At 59.6% G+C, this 26,301-nt stretch carries 18 protein-coding genes; 12 read left to right on the top strand and 6 right to left on the bottom strand.

What is annotated here, in order from left to right:
* Positions 1-28: 28 nt before the first annotated feature.
* Genes A9Q02_RS01250 through A9Q02_RS01240 form a run of 3 tightly spaced genes read right to left on the bottom strand, consistent with a single transcriptional unit; the run spans position 29 to position 3,971 of the window.
* Positions 29-1,021, bottom strand: a complete 993-nt coding sequence (locus A9Q02_RS01250) for a homoserine kinase (protein WP_097650557.1) — start codon at positions 1,019-1,021, stop codon at positions 29-31.
* A gap of 13 nt (positions 1,022-1,034) precedes the next feature.
* A complete protein-coding gene (locus tag A9Q02_RS01245; protein ID WP_097650556.1) occupies positions 1,035-3,209 on the bottom strand; it encodes a GAF domain-containing protein in 2,175 nt (724 codons plus the stop codon).
* Between the two features lie 12 nt (positions 3,210-3,221).
* Complete coding sequence (locus A9Q02_RS01240) at positions 3,222-3,971, bottom strand: (Fe-S)-binding protein (protein ID WP_245860177.1); 750 nt, start codon at positions 3,969-3,971, stop codon at positions 3,222-3,224.
* Positions 3,972-4,323: 352 nt separating this feature from the next.
* Between A9Q02_RS01240 and A9Q02_RS01230 the strand changes: the two genes are divergently transcribed.
* Positions 4,324-4,803: an SRPBCC family protein gene (locus tag A9Q02_RS01230; RefSeq protein WP_097650553.1), complete on the top strand. Its 480-nt coding sequence runs from the start codon at positions 4,324-4,326 to the stop codon at positions 4,801-4,803.
* Between the two features lie 133 nt (positions 4,804-4,936).
* Entirely contained in the window at positions 4,937-5,764 is an 828-nt protein-coding gene (locus A9Q02_RS01225) for a DUF92 domain-containing protein (protein ID WP_097650552.1), read from the top strand.
* 59 nt (positions 5,765-5,823) lie between these two features.
* On the opposite strand, the gene A9Q02_RS01220 is transcribed toward A9Q02_RS01225, so the two are convergent.
* The 3 genes from A9Q02_RS01220 to A9Q02_RS01210 form a co-directional block, all read right to left on the bottom strand.
* Positions 5,824-8,046 carry a 3-hydroxybutyrate oligomer hydrolase family protein gene (locus A9Q02_RS01220; RefSeq protein ID WP_097650551.1) on the bottom strand — a complete coding sequence of 741 codons (2,223 nt, stop codon included), beginning with the start codon at positions 8,044-8,046 and terminating at the stop codon, positions 5,824-5,826.
* A gap of 296 nt (positions 8,047-8,342) precedes the next feature.
* The gene (locus A9Q02_RS01215) at positions 8,343-9,605 is read right to left on the bottom strand and encodes an ArgE/DapE family deacylase (protein ID WP_097650550.1); all 1,263 of its coding nucleotides are present in this window, start codon (positions 9,603-9,605) and stop codon (positions 8,343-8,345) included.
* Between the two features lie 260 nt (positions 9,606-9,865).
* Entirely contained in the window at positions 9,866-11,407 is a 1,542-nt protein-coding gene (locus tag A9Q02_RS01210) for a hypothetical protein (protein ID WP_097650549.1), read from the bottom strand.
* 501 nt (positions 11,408-11,908) lie between these two features.
* Between A9Q02_RS01210 and A9Q02_RS01205 the strand changes: the two genes are divergently transcribed.
* From A9Q02_RS01205 to A9Q02_RS01160, 10 genes are all read left to right on the top strand, one after another.
* Complete coding sequence (locus A9Q02_RS01205) at positions 11,909-12,841, top strand: pseudouridine-5'-phosphate glycosidase (RefSeq protein ID WP_172450498.1); 933 nt, start codon at positions 11,909-11,911, stop codon at positions 12,839-12,841.
* Positions 12,842-13,130: 289 nt separating this feature from the next.
* On the top strand, positions 13,131-14,168 hold the full coding sequence (locus A9Q02_RS01200) for a sigma-70 family RNA polymerase sigma factor (protein WP_097650547.1): 1,038 nt from the start codon (positions 13,131-13,133) through the stop codon (positions 14,166-14,168).
* 187 nt (positions 14,169-14,355) lie between these two features.
* Positions 14,356-15,672: an SWIM zinc finger family protein gene (locus A9Q02_RS01195; RefSeq protein WP_172450475.1), complete on the top strand. Its 1,317-nt coding sequence runs from the start codon at positions 14,356-14,358 to the stop codon at positions 15,670-15,672.
* Between the two features lie 62 nt (positions 15,673-15,734).
* Positions 15,735-17,291: a DUF5691 domain-containing protein gene (locus A9Q02_RS01190; protein ID WP_141508642.1), complete on the top strand. Its 1,557-nt coding sequence runs from the start codon at positions 15,735-15,737 to the stop codon at positions 17,289-17,291.
* A 150-nt stretch (positions 17,292-17,441) separates the two neighbouring features.
* On the top strand, positions 17,442-18,521 hold the full coding sequence (locus A9Q02_RS01185) for an ATP-binding protein (protein ID WP_097650544.1): 1,080 nt from the start codon (positions 17,442-17,444) through the stop codon (positions 18,519-18,521).
* 6 nt (positions 18,522-18,527) lie between these two features.
* Positions 18,528-20,780, top strand: coding sequence for a DUF5682 family protein (locus tag A9Q02_RS01180; protein ID WP_097650543.1), 2,253 nt, complete (start codon positions 18,528-18,530; stop codon positions 20,778-20,780).
* Between the two features lie 104 nt (positions 20,781-20,884).
* Positions 20,885-22,039 (top strand): VWA domain-containing protein, encoded by a 1,155-nt coding sequence (locus A9Q02_RS01175; protein ID WP_097650542.1) that lies wholly within the window; start codon positions 20,885-20,887, stop codon positions 22,037-22,039.
* A gap of 320 nt (positions 22,040-22,359) precedes the next feature.
* Entirely contained in the window at positions 22,360-24,351 is a 1,992-nt protein-coding gene (locus A9Q02_RS01170; RefSeq protein ID WP_097650541.1) for a diguanylate cyclase, read from the top strand.
* Positions 24,352-24,532: 181 nt separating this feature from the next.
* Positions 24,533-25,582, top strand: a complete 1,050-nt coding sequence (locus A9Q02_RS01165) for a [LysW]-lysine hydrolase (protein ID WP_097650540.1) — start codon at positions 24,533-24,535, stop codon at positions 25,580-25,582.
* A gap of 32 nt (positions 25,583-25,614) precedes the next feature.
* Positions 25,615-26,238, top strand: a complete 624-nt coding sequence (locus A9Q02_RS01160; protein ID WP_097650539.1) for a histidine phosphatase family protein — start codon at positions 25,615-25,617, stop codon at positions 26,236-26,238.
* The last annotated feature ends 63 nt before the right edge of the window (positions 26,239-26,301 follow it).

Raw genomic sequence — 26,301 nt, 5'->3', positions numbered from 1 at the left:
GCTTGCGTTTCGTTGCCAGGGTAGGCTCCTAGCCGAGGTTCATCGCCTCGAGGTGTTCGTGCAGCCATTCGGCGAGGCGTTGCCCTTGGCCCAGCACCTCACAATGATAATCGGGATCAGCATCGTGGGTCGTCAGGACACGACGCAGATTACCTTGAAGCCAGATCACCTCAATCATAAGTGGCAACGCTTTGCGCTCATAGGATGAGAGGGGCGCAATCTGGTCATACCCATTGAGCAACTGGGCTGCGCGCTCGGCATCAAGGGGGCCAGCATAGACACCCCAGGGATACCAATCTTTGGGGGGCATCCCGACGGCAAAATCAACGAGGGCATCGGCGAGATCAACGAGGCGCGCATCAAGCGTCACCTGATCGAAATCAATCAGGGCGGCGACGGTATCACCACGAAAGATCAGGTTATCGCGATGGACATCACCGTGAATCAGCACGTGCGGCAGCGCTTCATAGCTTTGCTCGCTGAGTGCGCGTTTGAGATCGGCGGCCCGTCGATCATACCAGTTGAGTTGGACAGTCAAATCGCCCATTATATCGCGCTGCATAATGCGCTCGATCAGCCCTGACAGCGATGAGGTGCTATAGCGTGGGCCTTGTGATAGGGGCGGATCAGGGAAGCCATCAACGGCATTGTGATAGTGGGCCAGGATCGACCCAGTGCCAGCGAGGTGAGCCGGGCGATCGCGGTTAAACTCGTCACCTTCGATAAAGGTCTGGACTTCAAAGAAGCGCCCGTCAAAATCAATGGCTTGCTCGCCATTGCGTGCTGGAATAAGTCGTGGGGCAGGAAAGCCGCGCGCACGCAGCCAGGCCATCAACCGATGGCGCAGATCAACAGCGCTTAACCCTTGCTTGCGCTGATTACGGCGCACCACATAGCGCCCCATGCTCGTCTCGACGAACGCCGTCTCATTGACCGCCCCGTGGCTCGCCGGGCGGACGCTACGAACCTCCCCGAGGTCATAGTGTTGCAAAGCACGCTCGACATCAAATTGTGTGAGCATAACCTACGTCCTGTCATGCACTGACCGGCAGAGCCAGGGCAAAAGTACTTCCATGGCCTTCGCTACTATGGAGCCAGATCTGGCCTCCGTGGGCTTCAACGGCCAATTTACAGAAGGTCAGCCCGAGGCCTGATCCGCGCATGCGTTGCCCATGGTGGGCCTGACCAAATTTATCAAAGATACGGGCGTGGTACTGGGCGGCAATCCCTGGACCCTGATCGCGTACCCAGAAGATTAGGTGTTCACCAGTTTCCAGATCGGGCATACGAACATCGAGCGGCAGGATTCCCTGATCTTCGCGGCTTGCCGTTGGCATAACGCCAGCCCCAAGGATAACTTCGCCCCCTGACGGTGAAAATTTGATTGCATTATCAAGCAGATTCTGCAAGATACGGACAAGTTTCTCGCGGTCGGCCTCGATCAAGGGTAGGCCAGCGCGGAAATCCTGCTTCAACTGGATATTCTGGCTCTGTGCCGAGACCCGCAGACGATCGAGGGCCTGGTCAATGACGGCATAGGGCGAGAGGGGCTCACGATTCAGATTCATATGCCCCTGTTCCATCCGCGAAATATCAAGCAGCGTATTGATCATCGCCAGCATTGTCTGGCTTCCCTCGTGCGCAATCGACAGCAACTCTTGTTGCTGCTCGGTCGTTGGTCCACCGAGGCCACGTTGCACCATGAGGATACCATTAATGATCGCTGTCAAGGGAGCGCGCAAATCATGGACAAGCATGCCGACATAATCTTCGCGCAGTTGATCGAGGGCGCGTTCTTGCGATATATCTTGAAAGAGGGCCAATTGCCCAATCTCGGTACCGTTCGTTTCACGTACTGGCAACATATAATGGCGAAGGAAGCGCCCCTGAAGGGCGGGCAGTTCAAATTCGAGCCCTTCAGAGGTGGCCTCGTGGGGTAGGCGTGACGAGAGACTGACACTGACGGCACGGCTGCGCAGATCGTGTAGCACCTGATCGAGCGTATGGTTGATCAACTGGTTGCGGTGTCTATCGAGCAGTTGCGCCGCCCTGGGATTGGCCGTCATAATAATCCCACGCATATCCACCATCAAAATACCATCGTTCGTCGAATTCAGAATCGCCTCGAAGCGATCGCGCACCGTCGTCACCGTTTGAAAGAGGCGCGCATTTTCTAGCGCAATCCCAATGGTTGCTGCCATGCGCGTCAGGCGGTTCGCCTCTTCCTCGGTAAAAGGGCCCTCAAGCTTATTCAACAACTCGATGACCCCGATCGTTCGCCCCTTGACCACCATTGGCACACAGAGAATTGTCTGCACGGTATACCCGAGGGCATCACTCACCTCACGGAAAAAGCGCGGATCAGCCTGCGCGTCGTTGACCACGGCATAATGCTGGCTCGAGGCGACGCTCCAGACAATGCCGTGACCATACGGTACCCGAACGCCAAAGAGTTTTTCTTCACCGGCTTCCAGGGTCATCACAAACACGAGGTCATTGCTCTCTTCATCAAGCATCAAGAGCGAGCCAGCATCAACACAGAAATAAGTATTGATCTTCTCCATTACCAGATGGTAGATCTCGCGGGAATTGAGCGAAGAGGTGACAGTATTGGCAATCTCATTGAGGGTCGCGAGTTCTGCGGTACGCCGGAGGGCTTCTTCGGCGATCCGGAACGACGTAATGGCTGCGGCAAATTGCCCTGCCATCAGGCGTGCCTGGGCAACTTCGTGTTCATCAAACTGACGTGGCACCGTACGGTTACCAAAGACCAGCACGCCAATGACCCGATCCTGAGCTACCAGAGGTAAAAAGAGAAGTGAACGGATCTGTTCAGCGTTGAGCAGCGGCAGAATCTGGCGTGTTGCGGCGGCAGCATCAGCGGCCCCCATCGCGAGCGCCACATCGTCAACCTGCATAGCCTCGCGATTGGCAACCACCCGCCAAAGAAACGTCGTCTCGGTGATCAGAAAGGCAGGGGGCAGACTCGTGCGCAGCGGAATCGTACTGACTAGGCCCGCCGTCGTACCAGCCTCATCAAGCAAGATGACGCCACCATCACTTATCTCAAGCAAGTGAGTGAACTCATTGAGGCCGAGCATCAGTAACTCATCAAGCGTTGTTGCCGTCTCAATGGCTGCTGTAAGCTGTAGCAGCGCTGTTGTGCGCAGATCGCCATCACCTGGTCTGGCGCTGCTTGTCTCGCTCATACACGTGACTCCTCAGCGCACATCGACCATATTTGCTAGGACTTCGGCAAGATGGCGTGTACGGATCGAACTTCCAGCACGGGAAAGACCGCCGGCAATCTGGGTCATGCACGAAGCATCGCCAGTGACCACCAGTTCGGCATCACTGGCTGCGATTGCCGCGAGTTTTCGCTCGAGCATCGCCTCAGAGATAGCGGCCTGTTTGATCGCAAAGAGCCCTCCAAAGCCGCAGCATTCCTGGCAACCAGCGAGCGGCATCAGTTCAGCCTCGCGAACCCCGCTCAGCAAGGCTTCAGCTTGTGCCTTGACCCCAATAAAACGCAGGCCATGACAGGCATGATGATACGCGATGCGCCCCGCAAAGTGTGCGCCTACGTCGGTAATGCCGAGCACATCAACGAGGTATTCAGTTAGTTCGTAGGTGCGACCGGCCAGTTCGCGGGCTGGCTCGGCATAGGGGCTATGGTCAAATAACTCGGGGTAGAGGTGACGGATCATGGCGGTACAGGAACCTGACGGTAACACAACGTCGCCCTGGCCCCGTAACACTTCGATGGTACGCCCGGCAATTGCATAGGCTTCATCGCGAAACCCTGCATTGAAGGCCATCTGACCGCAACAGGTGAGCCGGGGCGGGACATGAACCTCAACCCCCTGTTGCTCTAAGAGCGCTACCGTTGCTTGACCAATCGAAGGATAGACTTGATCAACAATGCAGGTTACAAAAAGGGTTGCCCGCCGGTGGTTGTTTGCGCTTGTCACGTCTGGTCTCCTTAACCGCGCTGTAAAGGGGATCGCCCTCGCCATTATACCATTTCACGGATATTTGCCATGAGGCACGGAAGCCGGTACGTGTTCGTCCTTCTCTTGAGAGCAAGGCCGCCCCGCTTTCGCTCTCAGGCTTGCCTGTTACCCAAGTGCGAATGGTTACGGAAGCCGCGGTGCCCATGATGACCGCTTGGATAGATTGCATAGCTTTGCCTCGCAAAACCATTGACAAGGTGTGCAAAAGGTTGTATACTCTAGTTGTGCAAAGGGTGGACAAAAAATTTACGCTAGTTGTGCAAATGCACAGACATACGGCAGACGCGCACGAGAAGAGAGGACACAGATAATGATCAAGGTACATCGCCGGGCCCACATTGAGAATACGACCCCCGAGGCGATTTTTGCCGCCCTCTCTGACCCCAACAGCATCACGATGATTCTTCCCCGGGTGCAAAAGGTTGAATTGCTCAGCCGTGATGAGGTTGCACGCAAAGCTCGTCTGGTAACCTATATGAGCCTCGGTGGCATTTTTGGGACGATCCGCTGTGAGGGCGATCTGACGTGGACCGATAACCAAGAGATTGTTTTTAATGTGCGCACGCCCGTACCTGTCGAAACACGGTGGGAGCTTGTGCCGGCCATCAATGGCACTGAAATCAAGACAACAATGGGTTTGAACCTCGCACCGATGCTTGGCCCAATGGCGGCTTTTGTGCCGACCCAGCAGGTTGCCGATATGCTGATTGCCGAGCTTGATGCCGCGCTCAAATCGATTAAAAAGCAAATGCATGAGACCGAACTCAACATGCAGGCTGTTGCAGCCTGATGGCTGAGGTCTGGTATAATCGCGGGGTGTCACTTAGGTGACACCCCGTTTTGTGTGCCGCGCACAAAGCAGGTCTGATGTGTCGCTTGGTTTAAACCCCTCTTGTGCGGCTGGATTGAGCAGTGCAGACGTTATGGACATAGCACAGCTGGGCCTTGGTCTGGTTCTCAGTGTCGGGATTGGCGGGCTCGCCTACTGGCGTCGCTCTCTTACGCAGAGTGGCTGGCTTGGCGCGATTATCGTTGGTACGCTGACGTTTGGCTTTGGTGGCTGGTCGTGGGGCTTAACCCTGATTGCCTTTTTTGTGACGAGTACGATCCTGTCGCACTATAAAGAGTCACTCAAAGAGCGCAAGGCAGCCGAGAAGTTTGCCAAAGGGGGCCGCCGTGATCTCTGGCAAACCTTTGCAAATGGTGGGCTTGGTGCGTTGTGTGCTGCGGCCTATGCTTTGACCGGGCAACCAGTGACGCTGCTCGCTGCGTTTGCGGGCTTTATGGCAACGGTCACGGCTGATACCTGGGCGACCGAGCTTGGCGTGCTCAGCCCGCACAAGCCTCGCTTGATTACCAATGGTCGCCCGGTTGACCCTGGCACCTCAGGTGGCGTTACCGTCTTTGGCACCAGTGCATCAGCGATCGGCGCTTTGCTGATCGGGACGATCTTCTTTGTGCTGCTGGTGATCGAGGGTGCGCCTGCTGCTTCCACCTGGTGGGTGATCCCTGCTTCGTTGGTCGGTGGCGTGGGCGGTGCACTCATTGATAGTCTGATGGGTGCAACGGTGCAGGCGATCTATGCCTACCCCGATGGCCGCGAAACCGAGCGCCGGGTGGCCCGCGATGGCCGTCCTACCACCTTCCTCCGCGGCTGGCAATGGCTCAACAACGATATGGTGAACCTGATCTCTTCGATTGCCGGTGCCCTGCTGGCGATCCTCACAGGTCTTGCCCTTGGCGCCTGGTAGCGGTTATGGCGTACGAGGCGGACAGTTTTGCTGTCCGCCTCGTATGGCATGATGGCTTGTTATTGGGTCAGCAACGGGAGATAGACGCTACGAATCGTTGCGCCGATGCGCACGAGTTTATCTTGCTCGAGGAAGATGATGCGGTTAGTCCGCAGCGGTTCTTCCAGCGCGGGCGGGACGTTCGTCTCGGTGATCGGTACGGCTGTGCCCGCAGCCTCGCCTGGCTCACGTGGGAGGGCAGGGATGACTTGGCTCGGTGGGAGCGCCGCCCCGGTCGTTAGGTGGGCATAGATCAGATCCAGCGCCTCGAGGGCGTAGTGGTGGATCGGGACGTACCGCGTATTGAAGCCGGCAAACCCGTTGAAGGCATCGAAGTGCTGTGCGTTCAAGATTTCGTAGTAGTGCAGCTTGCTCGCCTCGCCTTCAACCAGTTGATTGAGCCCAAAGTAGGCGCGTCCGGCATAATTCACCGGGATCACCGAGTCGGCGCGCCCGTGGACAATCACCGTTGGTTTGCCCTGAAGATTGCCACTCGCCCGCACTGCGGTGGCTCCCGCACGCACACGTTCACTCTGTGCCAATTCGTCTCCGGTCAGCGTTTCGCCATTCTCGTCCACCCCTGTTGCCAACCGACGCAGACAGAGGGCGCCTTCAAGGTTCTGGTCGGCTTGACCATTTGAGCCAACCGATACGCGGCTAACCAATGGCCCGCCCAACGAGCGATCATTGATGATCGCAATCGCGCCGGTCGGTGGAATGCCGTTGCCGGTACTAAAGATATTCGCCATCAAGGTCGCATCGGCTGCCGTCGGGGCAAAGGTGCCATCGGCGGCGGCGTAGCTGAACCCACAGAGGTTGTCGCTGACGCTGAATTGCCCATAACTGTAGGTGTAGAGCAACGCAATGCTCTCGAAGACGGTGAAAGCATGGTGGGAAGGCAAGAGCACCAGTTGCTCTTCGACCATGCCATAGGCACGAATGCGGGTCAGTGCATCGGCGGCCTGCTCTTCGACCGTTGTCCCGTTCACGAGACCCTGGGTCGCGAGGCTTGCACAGCGCGCATCACCAAGTGCTGCTGGGACAAGGTTGAACGGAGCTGTTGCCAGTGATGCGTCGCGCACCGCACACGGCGCATAGATGTTCAAGAAGGTGTAGTAGTCGAGCAAGCCCCGGCTGTGATTTGGCAATGCCCAGAGTTCATCGCCCGCTTCGATGCGCAAATCGCGCCGTTGCGTTGGGTTGACATTCGGCTCAGAGACGGCAACCCCGTCGATCCAACCTTCGGTGTCTAGTTCAGCGGCGCGCAGCGACGCCCCGCCGCCATTCGAGACGCCAGCCGCAATGACGAGCGTATTGTCGGTTACGAGGGCACGCCGGTTGGTGCCACCGTCATCGGTGCCGTAATTCTCGGGCAGATTGAGGATGTAAAAGGCAAACTCAATCGATTGCAGGACGTGCAGGCCCCAGTCAGCTTCGGGGTTTTGCTGCGAGTGAGCATGCTTGACGGCGATCCGGTTGGGGTTGGCTGTGGCCCAGTCCTGGTCGAACGTGGCAACAAAATTGGCATTCAGCCCCGCATCTGCCACGGTGCTCCGCTCGCCCGTGAGCAAATTGACGGTGCCAGCGGTCAGATCGTGGTAGCCCATGCCAGTGCCTTTATCGGTATAGGCGACGGCACATCCGCGCTTCAAGGCCCATTCGCCGACCCCGCCAATGGCCCCATAGACACCACGCGAACCCGACGAAGGTGCCGTCACGAGACAGGCATTCTGGGGATCAAAGGTTGTTGGGATCTGCACCATCATCGTGACATTCTGGGCACCAGTGCCATCATCGGCATAGGCCAGATACTCTTTACCGGCAATCTTGCCACTTGCGGTGGCCCCGGTGCCAACGGCAGGCCCATAGAGGGTGCCATAGCCCGAACCGGGGGTGACATCAACAATCGCCCGGTAGTTGGTGTAGATCGCCAACCGACGTAACTCGGCAGCGGTCGGATTGAGCGGATCAGCCGCAACGGGTGCGGCACCCTGCAAGCCGGCCTGACCGAGCCCGGCTGTCAGCAGATCATCGGTGTCACCGTCATATGTGGCACGGATGATCGCGCCTCGCATAAAGGCGGGCAACACATTTTCGGAACCGACCTGTGATGGATTGACGGCACGTACCGGGGCGGCAACCCCGAACCCCACGAGGGCAACGACAAGTACGAGCAGACCCGACAGAGCGAACAGACCACGGCGTCGCGTTGAGCAATGAGTGCTCGGAGGGTGTGTCTTCATCGACCTCTCTCTTCTTCAGGACTCTGATCCAAGGCATGGCTTAGTAGCCAGAGAAATTCTATGCCATGGAGAAGATTTTTGCCAATCGGAAAAGGCACCGCATACGCGGTGCCTTTTCCGATTGGCAAGCGAAGGGTTGCTCCGGCGTTGCCAATGTACGCGGAGCCTGTTCCGATTGGCAAGAGAACTGCTCAGGCGTTGCCAATGTACGCGGTGCTTTTTCCGATTGGCAAGAGAACTGCTCCGGCGTTGCCAATGTACGCGGTGCTTTTTCCGATTGGCAAGCGAAGGGTTGCTCAGGCGTTGCCAATGAAACGCAGGGCAGTGAGCGCGAGGGTGCGGGTGCAACTGAGGAGGTCGTCGAGCGTGACATATTCATCGGGGCGGTGGGCGGTGCGTACGTCGCCGGGGCCAAAGAGCACCGTCGGGATGCCAGCAGTGTTGGCGAGCAGCCGCATGTCGGCCCCGTAGGTCATCCCTTCGAAGCGCGTCGGGTTGCCGGTGGCATCGGTGTAACTGGCGGCGATGGTCTGCACCAGCGGGTGATCCTGCGGTGTTGCGGCGGGGTCAAAGGTGCCGCCCCACCACTCGAGCCGCGGCGGATGCTCGCGTAACCACGGATCAGCGGCGACCACTGCGGCGATGGTTGCTTCGAGTTCGCGCCGAGCGACCAGCGGATCTTCGCCGATGGCAATACCGTAGCGCCCTTCGGCCACCAGGCTCTCAGCTTCCGAGGAGGCCCATGTGCCTGCGTGGACAGTCCCAATGCAGATGGGGTACGGGGTGGTGTAACGGGCATAGAGCGGATGGCGGAAGCGTTGGTTGCGTTCGCGTTCGAGATGCAGGATCGCCTGGTGCAGCGGAAAAAACTTCTCGATGGCGCTGACGCCCTCTTCACGGACACAGCCGTGGGCTGCCTGACCATAGACGGTCAACCGGAAATTGTGCGCACCGGCTTGTAGTGGCGCAATCTTTAATTCGGTCGGCTCTATCACGATCGCTCCATCCGCTTGAGGGCCGTGGAGGATGGCGCCCAGGGTTCCCAGTCCTCCATCCTCTTCGCCGATGACGCTCTGGATCACCAGGCGACCCTGCAAGGCAACGCCTGCATCGCGGAGCGCCTTGGCGGCAAAGATGGCACAGCAGAGCCCGCCCTTCATATCGGTGGTGCCCCGCCCATAGATCCGCCCGTTGGTGAGCGTGGTTTGCCAGGGTGGATACGTCCAGTTTGCCAGGTCGCCTGCGGGCACGACATCAACATGCCCATTGAAGATCAGATCGCGCCCTGCGCCTGGACTCCCAAGGCTGCCAACAACCCCGAGCCCTCGTTCGCGAGGCAACTCCCAGCTACACGCCGGATGCGCATAGAGCGTCGGCAGATCGAGGTTCCACTGTTCGACTTCGAGGCCGCAACGCCGCATCAACACGGCGACCGCCTCTTGCGCCGCTTGCTCCTCTGGAGTTCCCCCCAGGCTCGGGATCGCCACCAACTCGCTCAGGGCCGCAAGCAAGCCTTGTTGATCAATCGCTTCGACGATCGCTCGTTCATCTGCGTTCATTCTTACACTTTCTTTTCTTGAAGGCTCGTTGAACCAGGCGGCACCCTGGTGGGTGCCCTTGCCCGGCGGGTGCCCTTGCCCGGCGGGTGCCCTTGCCCGGCGGGTGCCCTTGCCCGGCGGGTGGCCCTTGCCTGGCGGGTGCCCTTGCCCGGCGGGTGCCCTTGCCCCTACCGGCCCGGCGGCACCCGCCAGGGGTGCCCCTACTCCAAGGGCACACCACGTGGTGGCGAACGATGCTGACATCCTTTTCAGACAGCCTCTTACGGATCGGCCCGTACCCGAAATTCAATCCTGAAAGTCAGGTCAGTTTCACGTCCAATCGCAACCATGACATAGGTTCCCTCGGGGGCGTCATCGGGCGCACGCCACTCCCAACTCGCGCTGTTATCGCCGATCGCCTTGACGTCACGGGTGCCGTGCAGAACGACGCCATCGGGCCGTTCAACCCAGGTGTCGAGGCGTTCGTGGACGTTGAAGCCGACCGCTTTGAACGCGAAGGTGGTTCCTGGCGGGCCAACCTCGGGGGTGACGGTGGCAAAGGGCTCATACGGGGCTTCGATGGTAAAGGGGATCTGCACTTCGCGCCGACTTGTCATGCCGCGGGCCGTCATGATCCAGGTGCCCGTCGTGACCAACCGAGGGGCCTGCCATGTCCAGGTCACCTGGCCGTCGCGGTCGGCGCGCAGTTTTTCGAGGACGGGCACCGAGGCTCCGGCTGCATCGGTGGGCCAGTAGGCGATCTGTTCGTTGGGATTGAAGCCCCGTGCGGTGAAGGTAAAGGTATCGAAAGGTTTGCCACTCGCTGGAGTGACACTGCCGTCACCATCAGGGCGCGGTGCTGGCTCAGGATTTGCGCCGGTGATCGTCAGATCAAGCACAACCTCGATGCGGCTATCGGCACCACGGGTAATCGCCTGCCAGCGCCCAGCTTGCGCATTCGCAGGCGCCGTCCATGTCCACTGAACCGTGCCATCACGTGCCACGATCATATAGGGCGTGCCGTCAATCCGCGCCCCTGTGGGCGTATTGAGCCAACTGCCCGCCACTTCACCGGGGGTCAGGCCGCCCACCGTCACCTCAAAGCGTGTTCCTGGTGCTCCGATCACTGGTTGTACCTGGCGCACCGGCGCTGGTGGGGCCTGGCCGGTCACGGCAAAGGGCACCTCGAGCACAGTTCCACCGCGTTCAGCGCGGGCCAGCGAACGCCATGCTCCAGGGAGCGTGCCCTCGGGGGCTGTCCACGTCCAGGCAAGGCGGCCCTCGCGATCAACCTCGACGCGCAGTGACTCGCTATCGGGGCCAATATTGCGGTCGCGGCCATCGGGGCCGCGTACCCAGGGCGCAAAACGATCCCCGGGGGTGAGGCCCGTCACCGTAAAGCGGAACGTTGTCCCTGGGGCACCTGCCTCGGGCGTAACAGAAGCAACCTGAGTTGGCGCTTCCGGTGCAACCACAATGAAATCGGTGGGCACCTGGCGATTCGAACGAATCCCACGCGCCACAGCGGTCCAGCGCCCGCCAGGCGCATCGGCAGGGACATCCCATGACCAGAGTACGGCTCCATCATCATCGGCAAAAACTGCCGGGAACCGTGGGCGGCTTCTTCCATCAGGGCCAGTCACCCAGAAATCAACCCGTTCACCCGGATTAAAGCCATCGGCATAAAAATGAATGCGCTCACCAGGCGCTACCGTCGGCACAGTGGTCTGTGCCTGTAACGGCACCACGAGCGCGAGCATCAGCGTCAACAACAACAGCAACGCACCGCCTGTGCGTATGCGTGAAACAAGAGGCACCATCATATCTTGCAATCCTTTATTATGAAACGACTGTTTTGCAAGCAACATTACCATGATACACCGTTTTGCAAGCCATACGACGCCTCATGTTATACTAGCCCCAATACCTCGCCACAGCAACAGCGGGCGAGATGCCCGCTAGGGCGATTGCATTTTACGAAACCGGATATAAACATACGCTCTATGTGGCAGCATGTGCATGCAACTAGCGGCGCACACGGCGGCCCACGGCTCACCAGGGCACCCGCAAGGGGTGCCCGTACACCGGGCACCCCTTGCGGGTGCCCTGGTGGGGGTGCATACACGGAAGATGCAATCGCCCTGGGACGCCCGCGTATCCAGGCTCGCACAGCCATCCGTCGCACGCTTGGCGTCCAGATGTGGTCTTAACGCAATACTTTTCAAATAAGCTCACGCGAAGACGCTAAGACGCGAAGGGTTACGCTCACCTATGCAAAAACCTTTGCGCCTTTGCGTCAAATATCTAAGGTGGGAGCCATTATGCTGTTACGAGTTGCTGATGAAGTGAGTGAGGCGCTCGAAGAGGGTCGGGCGATCGTGGCGCTCGAGAGTACGCTGATCAGTCATGGGTTGCCGTATCCGCAGAATCTTGAGGTGGCGCAGGCGCTCGAGGCTGAGGTGCGGACAACTGGCGCGGTACCCGCGACGATCGGGGTGGTTCGTGGCGTGCCGACGGTCGGGCTCAACGTTGAGGAACTAGAGCGTTTTGCGACTGGCGGCGAGCAGATCCGCAAGTTGACGCGACGCGATCTGGCGCTGGCAGCGATGCAACGCGCCGATGGGGCCACGACCGTCGCTGCAACAATGGCGCTCGCTGCGGCGGCTGGCATTGCTATCTTTGCGACCGGCGGGATCGGCGGGGTGCATCGCCAGGCGAGTCTGTCGTGGGATGTGTCGGCTGATTTGATCGAATTGGCCCGTACGCCCGTCCTTGTGGTGTGCGCCGGGGCCAAAGCGATCCTTGATCTGCCGGCAACCCTTGAATATCTTGAAACTCTGGGTGTGCCGGTGGTTGGCTTGGCAACCAATGAATTTCCGGCCTTCTATAGTGTCAGCAGCGGTCTGCGCCTGAATGCTTGTGCCAATGATGCCGCCGAGGTTGCCGCACTCTGGCATACCCAGCGGACGATGGCGACGATGGCCGCGCCTGGTGGCATGCTGCTCTGCGTGCCTCCATCCGCAGCAACCGCGTTGCCTCGCCATACGGTCGAAGAAGCTGTGGCACGCGCCCTCGCTGCCGCTGACGTTGCCGGTGTCCGCGGTCCTGAGGTGACACCGTTTTTGTTGCGGGCGATGGCTGCCGAGACCGAGGGTGAAAGCATTGCGACGAATGTGGCGCTGCTTACCCAGAATGCCCGCGTCGCCGGTCTCGTCGCAACGGCTTATGCCGACCTTCCTCCTCTTTTCGCAAGATAATTCCACCAGAAATGGTGAAACCCCCCTTGACAAGTTATGGTATCGCAACTATACTCAACATCGTAGATAGTTGCTTTGAACCCCAAATCAATTCACCCACACGCGGTTGACCCCGCACTGTTACGTGCAACGCAAAACGACTTCTGGCCCCTGGAATAGTTCGATGTGGCGCTATTACCGGAGACTGGTTCGATCTGTTGGGCCTGAAGCTTGGATAGGCAGATGTTGCTTTTCTGTTATGCATGGCACCTCTGCCATACCCTGAGAACCTAGCTAGGAGCGCGGATCAATGCTCAAGCGAACAACCCCGATCTGGGAGTTAGCCGAACCGCAGACGTTGGAGCAGGAGCATGAGACCGAGGCGTTGAATGATATTGATGAGCCATCTCCTGCGGTGAATGGAGGGCGTGTTGGCGAGCCTTCGCTCGATGCCGTGCAACACTATCTCCAGGAGATTGGGCGTGTGTCGCTATTGACGGCACGCGAAGAGGTTGAACTTGCCGAACGGATTGAGCGTGGCAATGCAGCCGAGACTCATCTGGAGGCTGGCGGTGAGCCTGATTTCCAGTTTCGTTGCCTCCTCGAACGTGATATTCAGTGTGGCAATGATGCCCGGCGTCATTTGATCCAGGCGAATCTGCGCCTCGTGGTGAGTATTGCCAAGAAGTATGTGGGACGCGGTCTTTCGTTGCTCGATCTGATCCAAGAGGGTAATATCGGGTTGATGCGGGCCGTAGAGAAGTTTGATTACCGCAAGGGCAATCGCTTCAGTACCTATGCGACCTGGTGGATCCGCCAGGCTGTGACCCGGGCTATTGCGGAACAGGGTCGTACGATCCGTTTGCCGGTGCATATGAGTGAGTCGGTTGGTCAGGTGAAACGTACGACCGAGCGCTTGGCGCAATCGCTTGAGCGTCAGCCAACTGCCGAAGAGATTGCGCTGGCCCTTGGACAGCCGCTTGAGCGTATCCAGCGTGTGCTTGAGGCCGCCCGCCGCCCGGTTTCGCTTGAAACGCCCGTTGGTGATGAGGGCGATCATACGCTCGGCGATTTTTTGACTGATGATGATGTGCCCTCGCCAACTGATTTTGCTTCGTCGCAACTCCTGCGCCGCGATCTTTCGGCAGCCCTCAACCATCTCAATGACCGCGAACGCCGCATTATTGATCTCCGTTACGGTCTGCTCGATGGTCGCCGCCGCACCCTCGAAGAGGTTGGCCGCGCTTTGGGGATGACCCGTGAACGCGCACGTCAGATTGAGGCCGAGGCGCTCCGTCGTCTCCGGAGTCCTGATGTTGGACAGCATTTGCGTGACTATCTGGAGTAGAGGGCGATAGTCGTAGGCGCGAAGCACCCGCCCCTGTCGCATGCCGAAGGTACACCGTGCTCGCGGGCGGGTGCTTCGCCCCTTACCTCTGCCGCATGCCGAAGGTACACCGTGCTCGCGGGCGGGTGCTTCGCCCCCTACCGGGCGACGGGGCGCACCCGAACCCCCCAGCCGGAGGCTTGCTTCCTTGCACGACGATCAGATTGCAGCCATGGCCCCTGATGTGGCGGCGTTGACGGCGGCCAGGAAGTTGGCGGTGCCAAAGCTCTGGCCAACACTCGGCACGCATAGCCGCGCCCTGTGGGGCGAGTGTCAGGGCAGTGGGGCCAGTCTGTATCGCGTCCAGGTTGACCTTGAGACCCTGGCCTTCCGTTGCTCGTGTCCGAGCCGCAAGCTCCCTTGCAAACATACCCTTGCCCTGATGTTGCTGTTGGCAAATCAGGCTGATCATGTGCCCGTTGCCGAGTCGCCCGACTGGGTGGCTGAGTGGCTCGCGCAGCGTGCCCGTGCCGCCGAGCGCCGCCAGGCATCCGCCGAGGCTGCGCCTGTCGCCCCGCCCGCCGAGCTTGACCCGTCACCTTCGCGTACCCCGACAGCGCGTGAACAGCGTGTGGCAGCGGGGATGATCGAGCTTGAACGCTGGCTTGAGGATCGCGTCAGAACCGGCCTCGCTGGCTTACAAGAGGGGGCGTTGGGTGTCTTTGCGCCGTTTGCTAGCCGGATGGTTGATGCACAGGCCCCCGGGGTGGCCCGACGCTTGCGTGAGGCGGCTCTGCTGCCGGGATCTGGCGACGGCTGGGAAGGCCATCTGCTTGATCAGTTGAGTCTGTTGTACCTGCTTGCGCGTGCCTATGCGCACCTGGATGATTTGCCCCTCGACCTCCAGGCCGATGTGCGCACAACCATTGGCTTTACGCAGAGCCAGGCGGAACTCCTCTTGGCAGGTCAGGGTGTCTTCGATCAGTGGCTGGTGCTCGGGCGGCGCATTGAAGATGAAGAGCGCCTGCGCGTGCAACGTACCTGGCTCTGGGGGATGACGGGCCAGCGTTCGGCGCTGGTGCTTAGCTTTAGCACGGCCTACACCCCCCTTGACCAGAGCCTGGTGCCGGGGAGTTTTTTTGCCGGCGAGCTTGTCTTTTATCCCGGTTCGGTACCGCAGCGTGCGCTCGTACGAACGCGCGAGGAATTGACGTCTGAACCCGGCCCGTTGCCTGGCTGTCCAATCAATGCGGCCATTGGAAGCTATGCGGCGGCGCTGGCACAGCAGCCGTGGCTTGAACGTCATCTGTTGAGCATTGGCCCCTGTCGTCTTGCCTGCGTGGAAGAGCGCTGGTATCTGCGTGACGCTGATGAGCAGACGCTGCCGCTGTCGCGTACCTCCACGCAGATCTGGCAATTGTTGGCCTTGACCGGCGGCCATCCTTTTACCATCGTGGGCGAATGGGATGGGCAGATGTTGCTGCCGTTGAGTGTGCAATGCGAGGGGGGATTTTTTTGCGTGTAAGGAGGGTGGGCGCTGCGCTTCACTCTCCTTGCACGCGAGAGATCATTGGGGATGGGGTGAGTATGATGGGTGATCCGCTGCATTATTGGAAAGATTTGACGACGGTGGCGCTGATGGGGACGGTCCGCCGTCCGCAGTTACCGCAACCTCCTGTTGGTGTGCTGGCCGATCTGGTTGCCGAATTGCCCGGTGAGGGTGAACCGGCGGCGCGCCTCCTTGATGTCGCTGCGGCAGCGACGCTCTATGTGCGCGCCGGTGCGTTGCCGCCTGTGCTTGCGCTTGATCCCGTTGCGCCTGCACCCGACGAGACCCAGCCGATCTGTGGGCGAGAAGCGGCCTCTTTGTTGTCGCAGGTGCTTGAGGGTCAGCCCGAGTTCCTGGTGCGCGAGTGGTTGGCCAGGGCCGCTGCGCATGAGGTGCGGGTTCCTCCGCCGTTTCTGCCAGCCTTACTCGAACGCGCTCGCACCTCGCCCGATCTCCAACCTCTCGTGATGAAGGTGATTGGTGAACGGGGCCGTTGGCTCGCGAATTTCCATCCTGGGTGGGCTTTTGCGTCGGTCAGTGAGACAACCGTGGCCGCGCAGGACGCAACAGCGCTCCAGGCTGCGTGGGACGTGGGTACCTGTGGCGAGCGGTTGGTGCTGCTGAAGGCTGTGCGCCCCGAACGCCCCGCGCTCGCCCGTTCGCTCATCGAGTCAACTTGGGCGCAAGAGAAGGCCGATGATCGCCAGGCTTTGGTGGAGGCACTGCGTAGCGAGTTGAGCATCGCCGATGAGCCCTTCCTCGAAGCGGTGCTTGACGATCGAAGCAGAGGGGTGCGCCAGTTAGCTGCCGCGCTGCTGGCGACCTTGCCAACCTCGCGCCTGGCCCAACGTATGACCGAGCGGGCCCTGGCGCTGGTGCAGTATAGCGGCGGGTTGCTCGCGAAACTGAGCATTGAATTGCCTACGGGGTGTGACGAGGCGATGCAGCGTGACGGCATAAGTCGCGAACCGCCGCCTGGGCTTGGCGAGCGTACCTGGTGGTTCGTCGCCATCGTCGCCCGAACGCCACCATCGGCCTGGTGCAACGCATGGTCGCGTTCGGCCAGTACTCTGCTCGAAACACGGATGCCCAAAGAATGGCGTGAGCCGATGCTCAAAGCCTGGATTACCGCAACGCTTGCCTTTCGCGATCAGGCATGGGCGCAGGCTCTCGTTGCCTATGGCTTGAACAACCCTGATGCCGTCGATGTCTTCCCTCTTTTGCCGCTGATTCCGCCGGTCGAGCGCGAAATTCTCGTTCTCACGTTGCTCAAGGCCAATCAGAAAGCCTCACGCCATGGCCTGACGCGCCAGTTGCTGGAAGCTCGCCTTACACCCTGGAGCAATCAACTCGCGCAGGCTATCCTGGCCCATTTTGCCCGTGAACTGGCGCTGCTCCGACCAACCGAATTCCACCACCAAAGCAACCTTCGCCAAACCCTGGATCTGCTTGTCGAAGCTGTTCCACCTGAACTCGCTGCGCAAGCAGTCAGTATAATTCCTCCAGCGATCGCTGAACACAACTACTGGCGCCAGCTGATAGCTCCGTTTCGCGACCGCCTACACTTGCGGCGCCGCATTGCCGAAGTTTTCTAGGCTCCATCAGTATGAATGTTAGGCTGCCCATCTATAGGCAGTTGGTGCGGTGTTCCTGGCACAGCCGTCAACACCGCACGAAAGAACAGAGTGTGGGGGCGTAACCCCAAGCATCCCTCTCGTGCATCAGCACAACAAGGAAAAACACGTATGACCACCCTTCTTCGCGAGCACGCCGAACAGCAATATGCGGATGAGTTGCAGGCGCTGGCCGTCCACGATCAGCGCCTGCGCCCGCCACGCTGGCACCTGTCACCGTGGGCCGTGGCGACCTACTTGCTTGGTGGGCAGTTGCCCGACGGGACGACGATCACGCCCAAATATATCGGGGCACGCCGGGTGATCGAGACGGCCATCGCGACCCTTGCCACCGACCGAGGCCTGTTGCTGATCGGGTTGCCTGGAACGGCCAAAAGTTGGGTTTCAGAGCATTTGGCGGCGGCGATTAGCGGCGATTCGACCATGCTTGTCCAGGGTACCGCCGGCACCAGCGAGGAGTCGATTCGCTATGGGTGGAACTATGCCCGGTTGCTCGCCGATGGCCCAAGTGCCGCTGCAATCGTTGCTAGCCCGTTGATGCGGGCAATGCAAGAGGGCAAAATTGCCCGCGTCGAAGAGTTGACGCGCATTCCTGCCGAAGTGCAGGATTCGTTGATTACGATCCTCTCCGAAAAAACCTTGCCCATTCCTGAACTCGGCAGCGAAGTGCAGGCTGTCAAGGGCTTCAATCTGATCGCGACTGCCAACGATCGCGACCGTGGCGTCAACGAGCTTTCGAGTGCGCTCAAGCGGCGCTTCAATACGGTCGTACTGCCGCTCCCCGATAGCCTCGAACAAGAGGTTGAGATTGTGCAGCAACGCGTGACGAGTCTCGGGCGTGCCCTAGAGTTGCCCGGCGAACCGCCAGCCCTCGAAGAGATCCGCCGGATTGTGACGATCTTCCGTGAATTACGCGCCGGGATGACCGCCGATGGCCGGACAAGCCTCAAATCACCGAGCGGTACGCTCAGCACCGCCGAGGCGATTTCGGTGGTCAATAGCGGCATGGCGCTCGCGGCCCATTTTGGTGATGGGGCTCTGCGTGCGGGTGATGTGGCCGCCGTGCTGGTTGGTGCTGTGATCAAAGACCCGGTTCAAGACCGTGTCGCCTGGCTTGAATACCTCGAAACCGTCGTCAAAGAACGCGAAGGTTGGAAAGATCTCTACCGCGCCTGCCGTGAACTTGCCTGAGGCACTATGGCACCCGCAACCCACCACATCTTTGGTATTCGCCACCACGGGCCTGGTTCGGCGCGCAGTCTGCGCCGGGCCTTGACGGAACTTGCCCCCGATCTCGTCCTGGTCGAAGGGCCGCCCGAGGCCGACCCGATCTTGCCCCTGCTCGCCCATCCCGCGCTCGAACCGCCTATCGCCTTGCTCGTCTATGCTACCGAGCGTCCCGATCAGGCCGTCTTTTATCCGTTTGCCCGCTTTTCACCCGAGTTTCAGGCGATTACCTATGCCCTGCACCAGCAGATCCCTGTGCGCTGTATGGATCTGCCGCAGTTCCATCAGCTCGCACTGGAAAAAACCGGGGAGGCTCACAGGGAGGCTGGTGTTTCACCGATCTTGCACCCTGCCGAAGATCCTCTCGGTGCCCTGGCCCTCGCGGCAGGCTATAGCGACGGCGAACGCTGGTGGGAAGAGTTGGTCGAGCAGCGCCGCGATGATGCGGCGATCTTCAGCGCGGTCCTTGAGGCCATGAGTGCCCTGCGCGAGGATCAGCCGACGCCAACCGATCCGTACGAGGCTTATCGCGAAGCTTGGATGCGCCGGACCCTCCGCCAGGCACGTCGCGAGGGCTTTCAGCGGATCGCGGTTGTCTGTGGGGCATGGCACGCACCAGCCCTGGTCTCACTTGACGCTGCCCGTACTGATGACCAACTGCTCAAAGGGCTGCCAAAAATTAAAACGGCGGCGACGCTCGCCCCGTGGACCTACGGACGACTCACGGTTGCCAGTGGCTACGGTGCCGGTATCGCCTCGCCAGGGTGGTACGATCATCTCTGGGCCATGGGTGAGGCGGCCCACGATGCAACGGCGGTCACGATCCAATGGATGACCCGCGTCGCCCGGTTGTTGCGGCAGCACGACCTCGACGCCTCATCGGCGCATATCATCGAAGCAGTGCGCCTCGCCGAAGCGCTGGCGGCGCTGCGCGAACACCCTGTGCCAGGGTTGAGTGAGCTTGAAGAAGCAGCGCGGGCGGTCTTCTGCACCGGCAACGACGCCCCGATGCGCCTCATTCACCAGCAACTGATCGTCGGTGAACGCATCGGTAGCATCCCCGACGAAACCCCGCTTGTCCCCTTGCAGCAGGATCTCCGCCAGCAACAGCGGCGGCTCCGCATGAAACCAACGGCCGAGCGACGCCTGCTCGAACTCGATCTGCGCAAAGCCAATCATCGCGAACAGAGCGCCCTGGTGCGCCAGTTGAGCTTGCTCGGCCTGGCCTGGGGTGAACCGGGCGACGTGACGGGCACCGGAACCTTCCGCGAGACCTGGTGGCTGCAGTGGCAACCCGCCTTTGACGTCGCCCTGATCGAAGCCGCTATCTGGGGCACAACGGTACGCGGGGCAGCCACGGCACGCACGCTCGACCGCGCCCGCAAGAGTGATGTGCTAGGCGATCTGGTTGCGATTGTGAATCAAGCCCTTTTCGCCGATCTTCCTGACGCAATCTCCCCGCTCATGGATCTGCTCCAACAGCGGGCCACGCATACAAACGATGCCGGAGCATTGATGGATGCGCTCACGAGCGAAGATCGGCAGACACGCAGCAGCCTCGTCAACAGCCTGCGGTACGGCAGCGTCCGCGAGCTTGACACGAGTCTCATTGCCATCGTTGTTGACGGCATGGTCACGCGGATCTGCATCGGCTTAAGCAACGTCTGCACCAACGTCAACGACGAAGCCGCCGCCACAATGAGTCGGCGCATTGCCGCAACCAACGCGGCCATTGGTCTGCTTGGACAGCCTGCGCAACGCGAGCAATGGCTTACGGCTCTGGCCCACCTCGTGCAAGCACCGCATATGCATGGCCTGATCGCCGGTCAGTCGTGCCGTCTGCTGCTCGACGTCGAACGCCTGAGCAACGACGCAGCAGCGCGTCTCTTGAGCCAGGCCCTTTCGCCGTCCCAGCCACCCACGGCGGCTGCCGCCTGGATCGAGGGCTTGCTCCAGGGTAGTGGCATGTTCATCGTGCATGACGAGCAACTCTGGCACCTCATCGACACCTGGCTTGGCACACTCAACGACGAAACTTTCCAGACCATCGTCCCGCTCTTACGGCGCACCTTTGCCACCTTCACACGGCACGAACGGCACCTCCTTGGCGAGCGGGTCAAACAGGCACCTGGCGCACGCCCACGTGAAGAGCATCTGCGCTTTGATGTCGCTCGCGCCGAAGCAGCGTTAGCACGGATTCAACTGATTGTAACGAGGAGGTAGGAAGATTGGGGTCGCAATGAGACCTGCCAGGAGTGCGCTGGCGCATGTCTCGGTTCTACCAAAGATCGCTGCAAGCGCACTCCTGGCAGGTTTGGGGAGCAAAAATGCCTATAACAGAAACTGAACGCCAACGACGCTGGCGCTTGATCCTCGGCGAGAGTGCCAATGCGAGCCTTGGCTACACCTTGCAGGGCAACGACCTGGCAATGGATCGCGCCATGGAGACGTTGTATGACCGTGAGCGCAGCGCGAGTCTGAGTGGTTCGTCGCCCTCGGTGGCACGCTGGCTCGGCGATATTCGTACCTATTTCCCCTCGCCGGTTGTCCAGGTGATGCAACGCGACGCCATCGAGCGGCTCAATTTGCAGCAGATGCTGCTCGAACCCGAACTGCTCAATAGTGTCACCCCCGATGTCCATCTGGTGAGTACGCTGATCAGCCTGCGCAGCGTCATGCCGAACCGGGTCATTGAGACAGCACGACAGGTGGTGCGCAAGGTCGTCGAAGAACTCTCGCGCAAGCTCGAAGCCCCGACGCGCCAGGCAATTGTCGGCAGCCTCAGTCGCGCAACGCGGAATTTCCGCCCACGCCACAACGAGATTGACTGGGGACGCACGCTTCGCCGCAACCTGCGCCACTACCAACCAGCCTATCGCACGATCATCCCCGCACAACTGATTGGCTACGGTCGCAAGCGTGGCTCACTTCGCGATATCATCCTTTGTGTTGACCAGAGCGGCTCGATGGGACCATCAGTTGTCTACAGCAGCGTCTTTGGGGCTGTGCTCGCCTCGCTGCCCGCCGTCGCAACGCACATGGTCGTCTTTGATACGGTGGTCGTTGACCTCACGACTGATCTCAACGACCCGGTCGAACTCCTCTTTGGCGTGCAACTCGGGGGCGGCACCGACATCAACCAGGCACTCGCCTATTGTCAGAGCCTGGTGCAGCGCCCGCAAGAGACAATCATTGTGCTGATCAGCGATCTCTATGAAGGTGGCAACGTGAACGAAATGCTGCAGCGTGCTGCGAACCTGACAACCTCGGGTGTTCAACTGATCGCCCTGCTGGCGCTCAGCGACCAGGGCGCACCAGCATACGACCAGCGCAACGCTTCGGCCCTGGCCGCCCTGGGCGTTCCAGTCTTTGCCTGTACGCCCGATCTCTTCCCAGATCTCATGGCTACGGCCATCAATCGCCGCGACCTCGGGCAATGGGCAGCAGCGCAAGGCTTTGTTGCGGCGCGGGGTGAGGCATAGTGGCGCGGGCTTCCAGCCTACGTGCGGGCTGGAAGCCCGCGCTACTTTCCTGGGTGCGGGCTGGAAGCCCGCGCTACCATGCGGCGCACACCCAGGCTCGGAAAAGACCGGAAAACTGCGTTCAAAGAATAACGGAGTAGTCTGTCAACGCCAAAAGCTTGCTTTGTTCACCGCAGAGTGACGCAGATGGGCGTAGACGCTGGACGTCTTTGTATCGGTACACGTGTGAACTGTGTTATACTAGCTTTTGTATTTACATAAAAGGTAATTCAAATCGAATCGACTTTGATTATCTTTTCGCTCAAGGTTTTGCATAAATCATGACCGCCTCCCTCGCGCTCACTCCGGCTTCGTCGGGCTGTCTTAGCCTGTTTATATTAGCGATCCTGGCCTCGGCGTATCTGATCTTTCGTCTGTTCCGTACCCAACTCCGTGCACTGAATAGCCAGTTGCTCTATGTCACTGGGTTTTGTCTCAGCACCGCCCTTTTTGCTGGCCTGGCCTTCGTTGAGGTTTCTTTCCTGGCCTCGCCACGCTTCATTGCCGTCGCGCTGCAACCGGTGGTGGTGGCCCTCCTCGTTGCCCTCTGGATCCAGTTTGTCACCACGGCGGCTGATGATCGATCACCCCCGTTGCAGCGGGAACGCTCAATCGTAGCTGTGGCGAGTCTCATCTATCTGGGGTTGGAAGGTGCTCTGGCGCTGCAAGCGTTGTGGCGCACAGCATCCGCAGGTGTTCTGCGCCCGGGGTGGCTTGAACTTATCCCGCTTGTCGGCCTGCTCTGGGTGTTGTTGCGGCTGATGCAAATGCGGCAGGGCCAGGTCTATACGCCTGCCGAGCGGCTCCAGGTTCTCGTGCTGGCTCTTCTTGCCCTGGTCGTTGGGTTGCGCCTGGCCTTTGCGTGGGATCTGCTTGCCTTGCCTGTCTACTACGTCCTGGTCACGTATGCCTTGATGCTCTGCCTGCTCTTTGCGGTGATCGCCAGCCTTACCATCTTTCGCGAGCCTACCTCACTCACGGTGACGTTGTCAGCAAGTTTGCTGGTAATCATCATGTCAATCCTAACCCTGTGGGCATGGTTTGTTGCGCCAAATAATGTTGAACAATATCTGCAAAACCCTGACGATCTGAATATTCGTTTCTTCCTGCATGATCAACTCTGGCCGATGACCATTGCCACGGTGCTGGTCAACCTTGGTCTGATCGTGGCTTTGCCGTTGCTCTTTGCTATGATCATCATTCGTTCACTGAGGGCTTTGCTGGCAGGTATGCAACAGTGGAATTTGGGTCAAATAAACACCGAAATTACAGTTCATTTGAATAATGAAATCGGATCTTTAGCGGGCGAGATCAACCGGCTTGATCACGAAAGGAACTATCTGATCAAGCAGATGGAAGAGCGCATCAATGTTGGCACGATTGCCCTGGTGCGTGCCAGCGAAAAGTATCGTGATCTCTTTGAATTTGAGTCCGACGCCAATTTTGTGGTGCGTAGTTCTGATGGCAAGATCCTTGAGGCAAATGGTGCGGCGGCGGTGCTCTACGGTTTTTCGCAAGATGAGTTGAAGCAGATGCGCAATGTCGATCTCTCGGCTGAGCCTGAAGCAACGCACCAGCGCACAACCGATGTGAGGCCAAGCAAAGAGATTGTCCGCATTCCTTTGCGCTGGCATCGCCGCCGCGATGGCACGGTCTTCCCTGTTGAAATCACCGCCCGTTTCATTGAATGGGATGGCGAGATGGTGCATATTGTCTCGATCCGTGATATCACCGAGCGGCATAAAATTCAGGCCGAGCTGGAACGCCTTGCGACAACCGACGCCCTTACAGGGGTCTATAATCGGCGCTATTTTTTTGAGCATGGGAACAGGCTTTTTCTGCGGGCCAAAGCTGGTGATCCTGGCGGGGCGATTTTTATGCTTGACCTCGATTATTTCAAGCTTGTCAATGATACCTATGGGCACGCGGTTGGCGATCTCGTCATTTGTGAATTTGCCCGTCGCATTCGTGCCAATCTTCGTCCTGGTGACATCCTGGCCCGCTATGGCGGCGAAGAATTTATTGTGCTCATGATGATTCCTGATCAAAAAGATATCCCTCAACTTGCCGAACGGCTCTTACAGACGGTCAGTTCCTCGCCCTTTGTCTTTGAAGACGCTGTCATTTCCGTGACAGCCAGTCTTGGCATTGCGTTGTTTCATCCCGATTTTGTCTCGTTTGACCAGCAGGTTGACCTCGCCGATGACGCGCTCTATCAGGCCAAAGAAGCCGGTCGCAATTGCTGGCGGATGGCTGCGTTTCCAGATGTTTGAGCATCGCTGCCCGCCAAGTACGTCGCCAGGCTCATGGTTTTTCAGGAAATAATCCGGTATGCGCAACACGGGCCAGCGCTCACAGGTCTAGCAGACCTGTGAGCGCTGATCTCGTTATTCCTCCCCTACCTGCGGTATAATGCAAGCCACAGAGAGATCGTGCCGATAGGCGAGACGTTGTATGCAGATGAATGCTGTTGAGTTTCTTGAAACGTTGCTGCGGATTCCGTCGCTCTCGGGGCAAGAGGGTGAAGCTGCCGCGTTCTTGACGGCCCGGATGCGTGAGTTTGGCTGGTATGCGTTTGTTGATGCCGCTGGCAATGCCGTTGGGCAGCTCGGGACAACCGGTCCGCTCGTGGTGTTGCTTGGGCATATTGATACGGTGCCCGGGATGATCCCGGTGCGCATCCAGGATGGCTGTCTCTATGGGCGCGGTGCTGTTGATGCCAAAGGCCCGTTTGCAACCTTTGTCCAGGCCGCACGCCACCTCGAGTTGACCGGACGCTTGCGTTGTCGCCTCGTCTTGATCGGCGCGACTGAAGAAGAGTCCGCCAGTTCACGCGGGGCCCATTATGCCCGCGAGCAGTATGCTCCCGCGAGTTGCATTATCGGCGAGCCGAGTGGCTGGGAGCGGGTGACCCTCGGCTATAAGGGGCGTTTGCTTGTTCACTATCACCTCGAACAAGATGCGGCCCATAGCGCCGGCGAGCAGCCTGCGGCCCCTGAGGTGATGGTTGCTTTCTGGCGTGAACTGGAAGCCTACTGCGCTACGGTCAATGCTGGACGCGATCGCCTCTTTGAGCAGTTGCTTCCTTCATTGCGCCACGTCGCCAGTGGTGGTGATGGCATGACTGATTGGTGCGAGGCGACCATTGGGTTGCGCTTGCCCGAAGGGGTTGAGCCTGATGCGCTTGCTGGCCATGTCGCGTCGCTGGCTGGCTCGGCCAAGCTGCGTTTCGAAGGAGGCTGCCCCGCTTTTCGTAGCCCGCGTACAACCCCGCTCGCCGGGTCGTTCGTGCGGGCGATTCGTCAGCACGGCGGCAAGCCTGGGTTCTTGCACAAAACCGGTACCGCCGATATGAATGTTGTTGGTCCGGCCTGGCGTTGTCCAATTGTGGCGTATGGTCCTGGCGACTCACGCCTTGACCATACGCCCGATGAACATCTTGACCTGGAAGAATATCAGCGCGCGATTCTTGTGCTCGCCGATGTGCTCGCCCAACAGGTCTAGGTTCTGTATGAAATGTGACCGGAGGCAGGTTTTTGCGAACGAGTATCTGGTTTGTGCGTCACGGTCAGACGCAATTCAATCTCGAGCGCCGTTATCAGAGTTGGAGCAATAGCCCCCTCACTGCCTACGGGCATCGCCAGAGTCGTGCTGTTGCCTTGCGCCTGCGCCGCATTCCGTTTGATGTCGCCCTGGTGAGCCCTGCCGAACGCACGCAGCGGACTGCCCAGGCGATCCTCGCCGGGCGGCGTGGTGTGACGGTGCGCCTCGATCAGAATTGGGCCGAGTCGCACCATGGCCGCTGGGAAGGCTTGACCTATCGCGAGGTGCTGCAACAGTTTCCCGATGAAGCCCGCGCCCGCTGGAGCGCTGGGATCAATGGTCGCGCTGAAGGCGGCGAGAGTCTCGCTGAGGTCTATGCACGCGTTGCTTCTGCATGGCGTGCGTTGCTCCGCGATCATCCCGGTGGACGGATTCTTGTCGTGACCCATGCGACGCCGATTCAACTTGTGCTCTGTGAATGCTTTGGCCTTGCCCCCGGAAGTCATTGGCACTGGCGGATTGATACGGGCAGCCTGACGAGTCTTGATGCCTATGCCGCCGGGGTCATTCTGCGTATGGTGAATCATGTGCCGCCTCTTCCCCCGGTCGAGGCCTGAGCCGTACCCGCTGGCCCACCCGTATGTCTGCGGTGTGGTGCCTGTAGCAGCGAGTTGCCGATC

The organism is Candidatus Chloroploca asiatica (assembly GCF_002532075.1).
GTDB lineage: Bacteria > Chloroflexota > Chloroflexia > Chloroflexales > Chloroflexaceae > Chloroploca > Chloroploca asiatica.
This window is presented reverse-complemented; position numbering and strand designations above follow the sequence as displayed.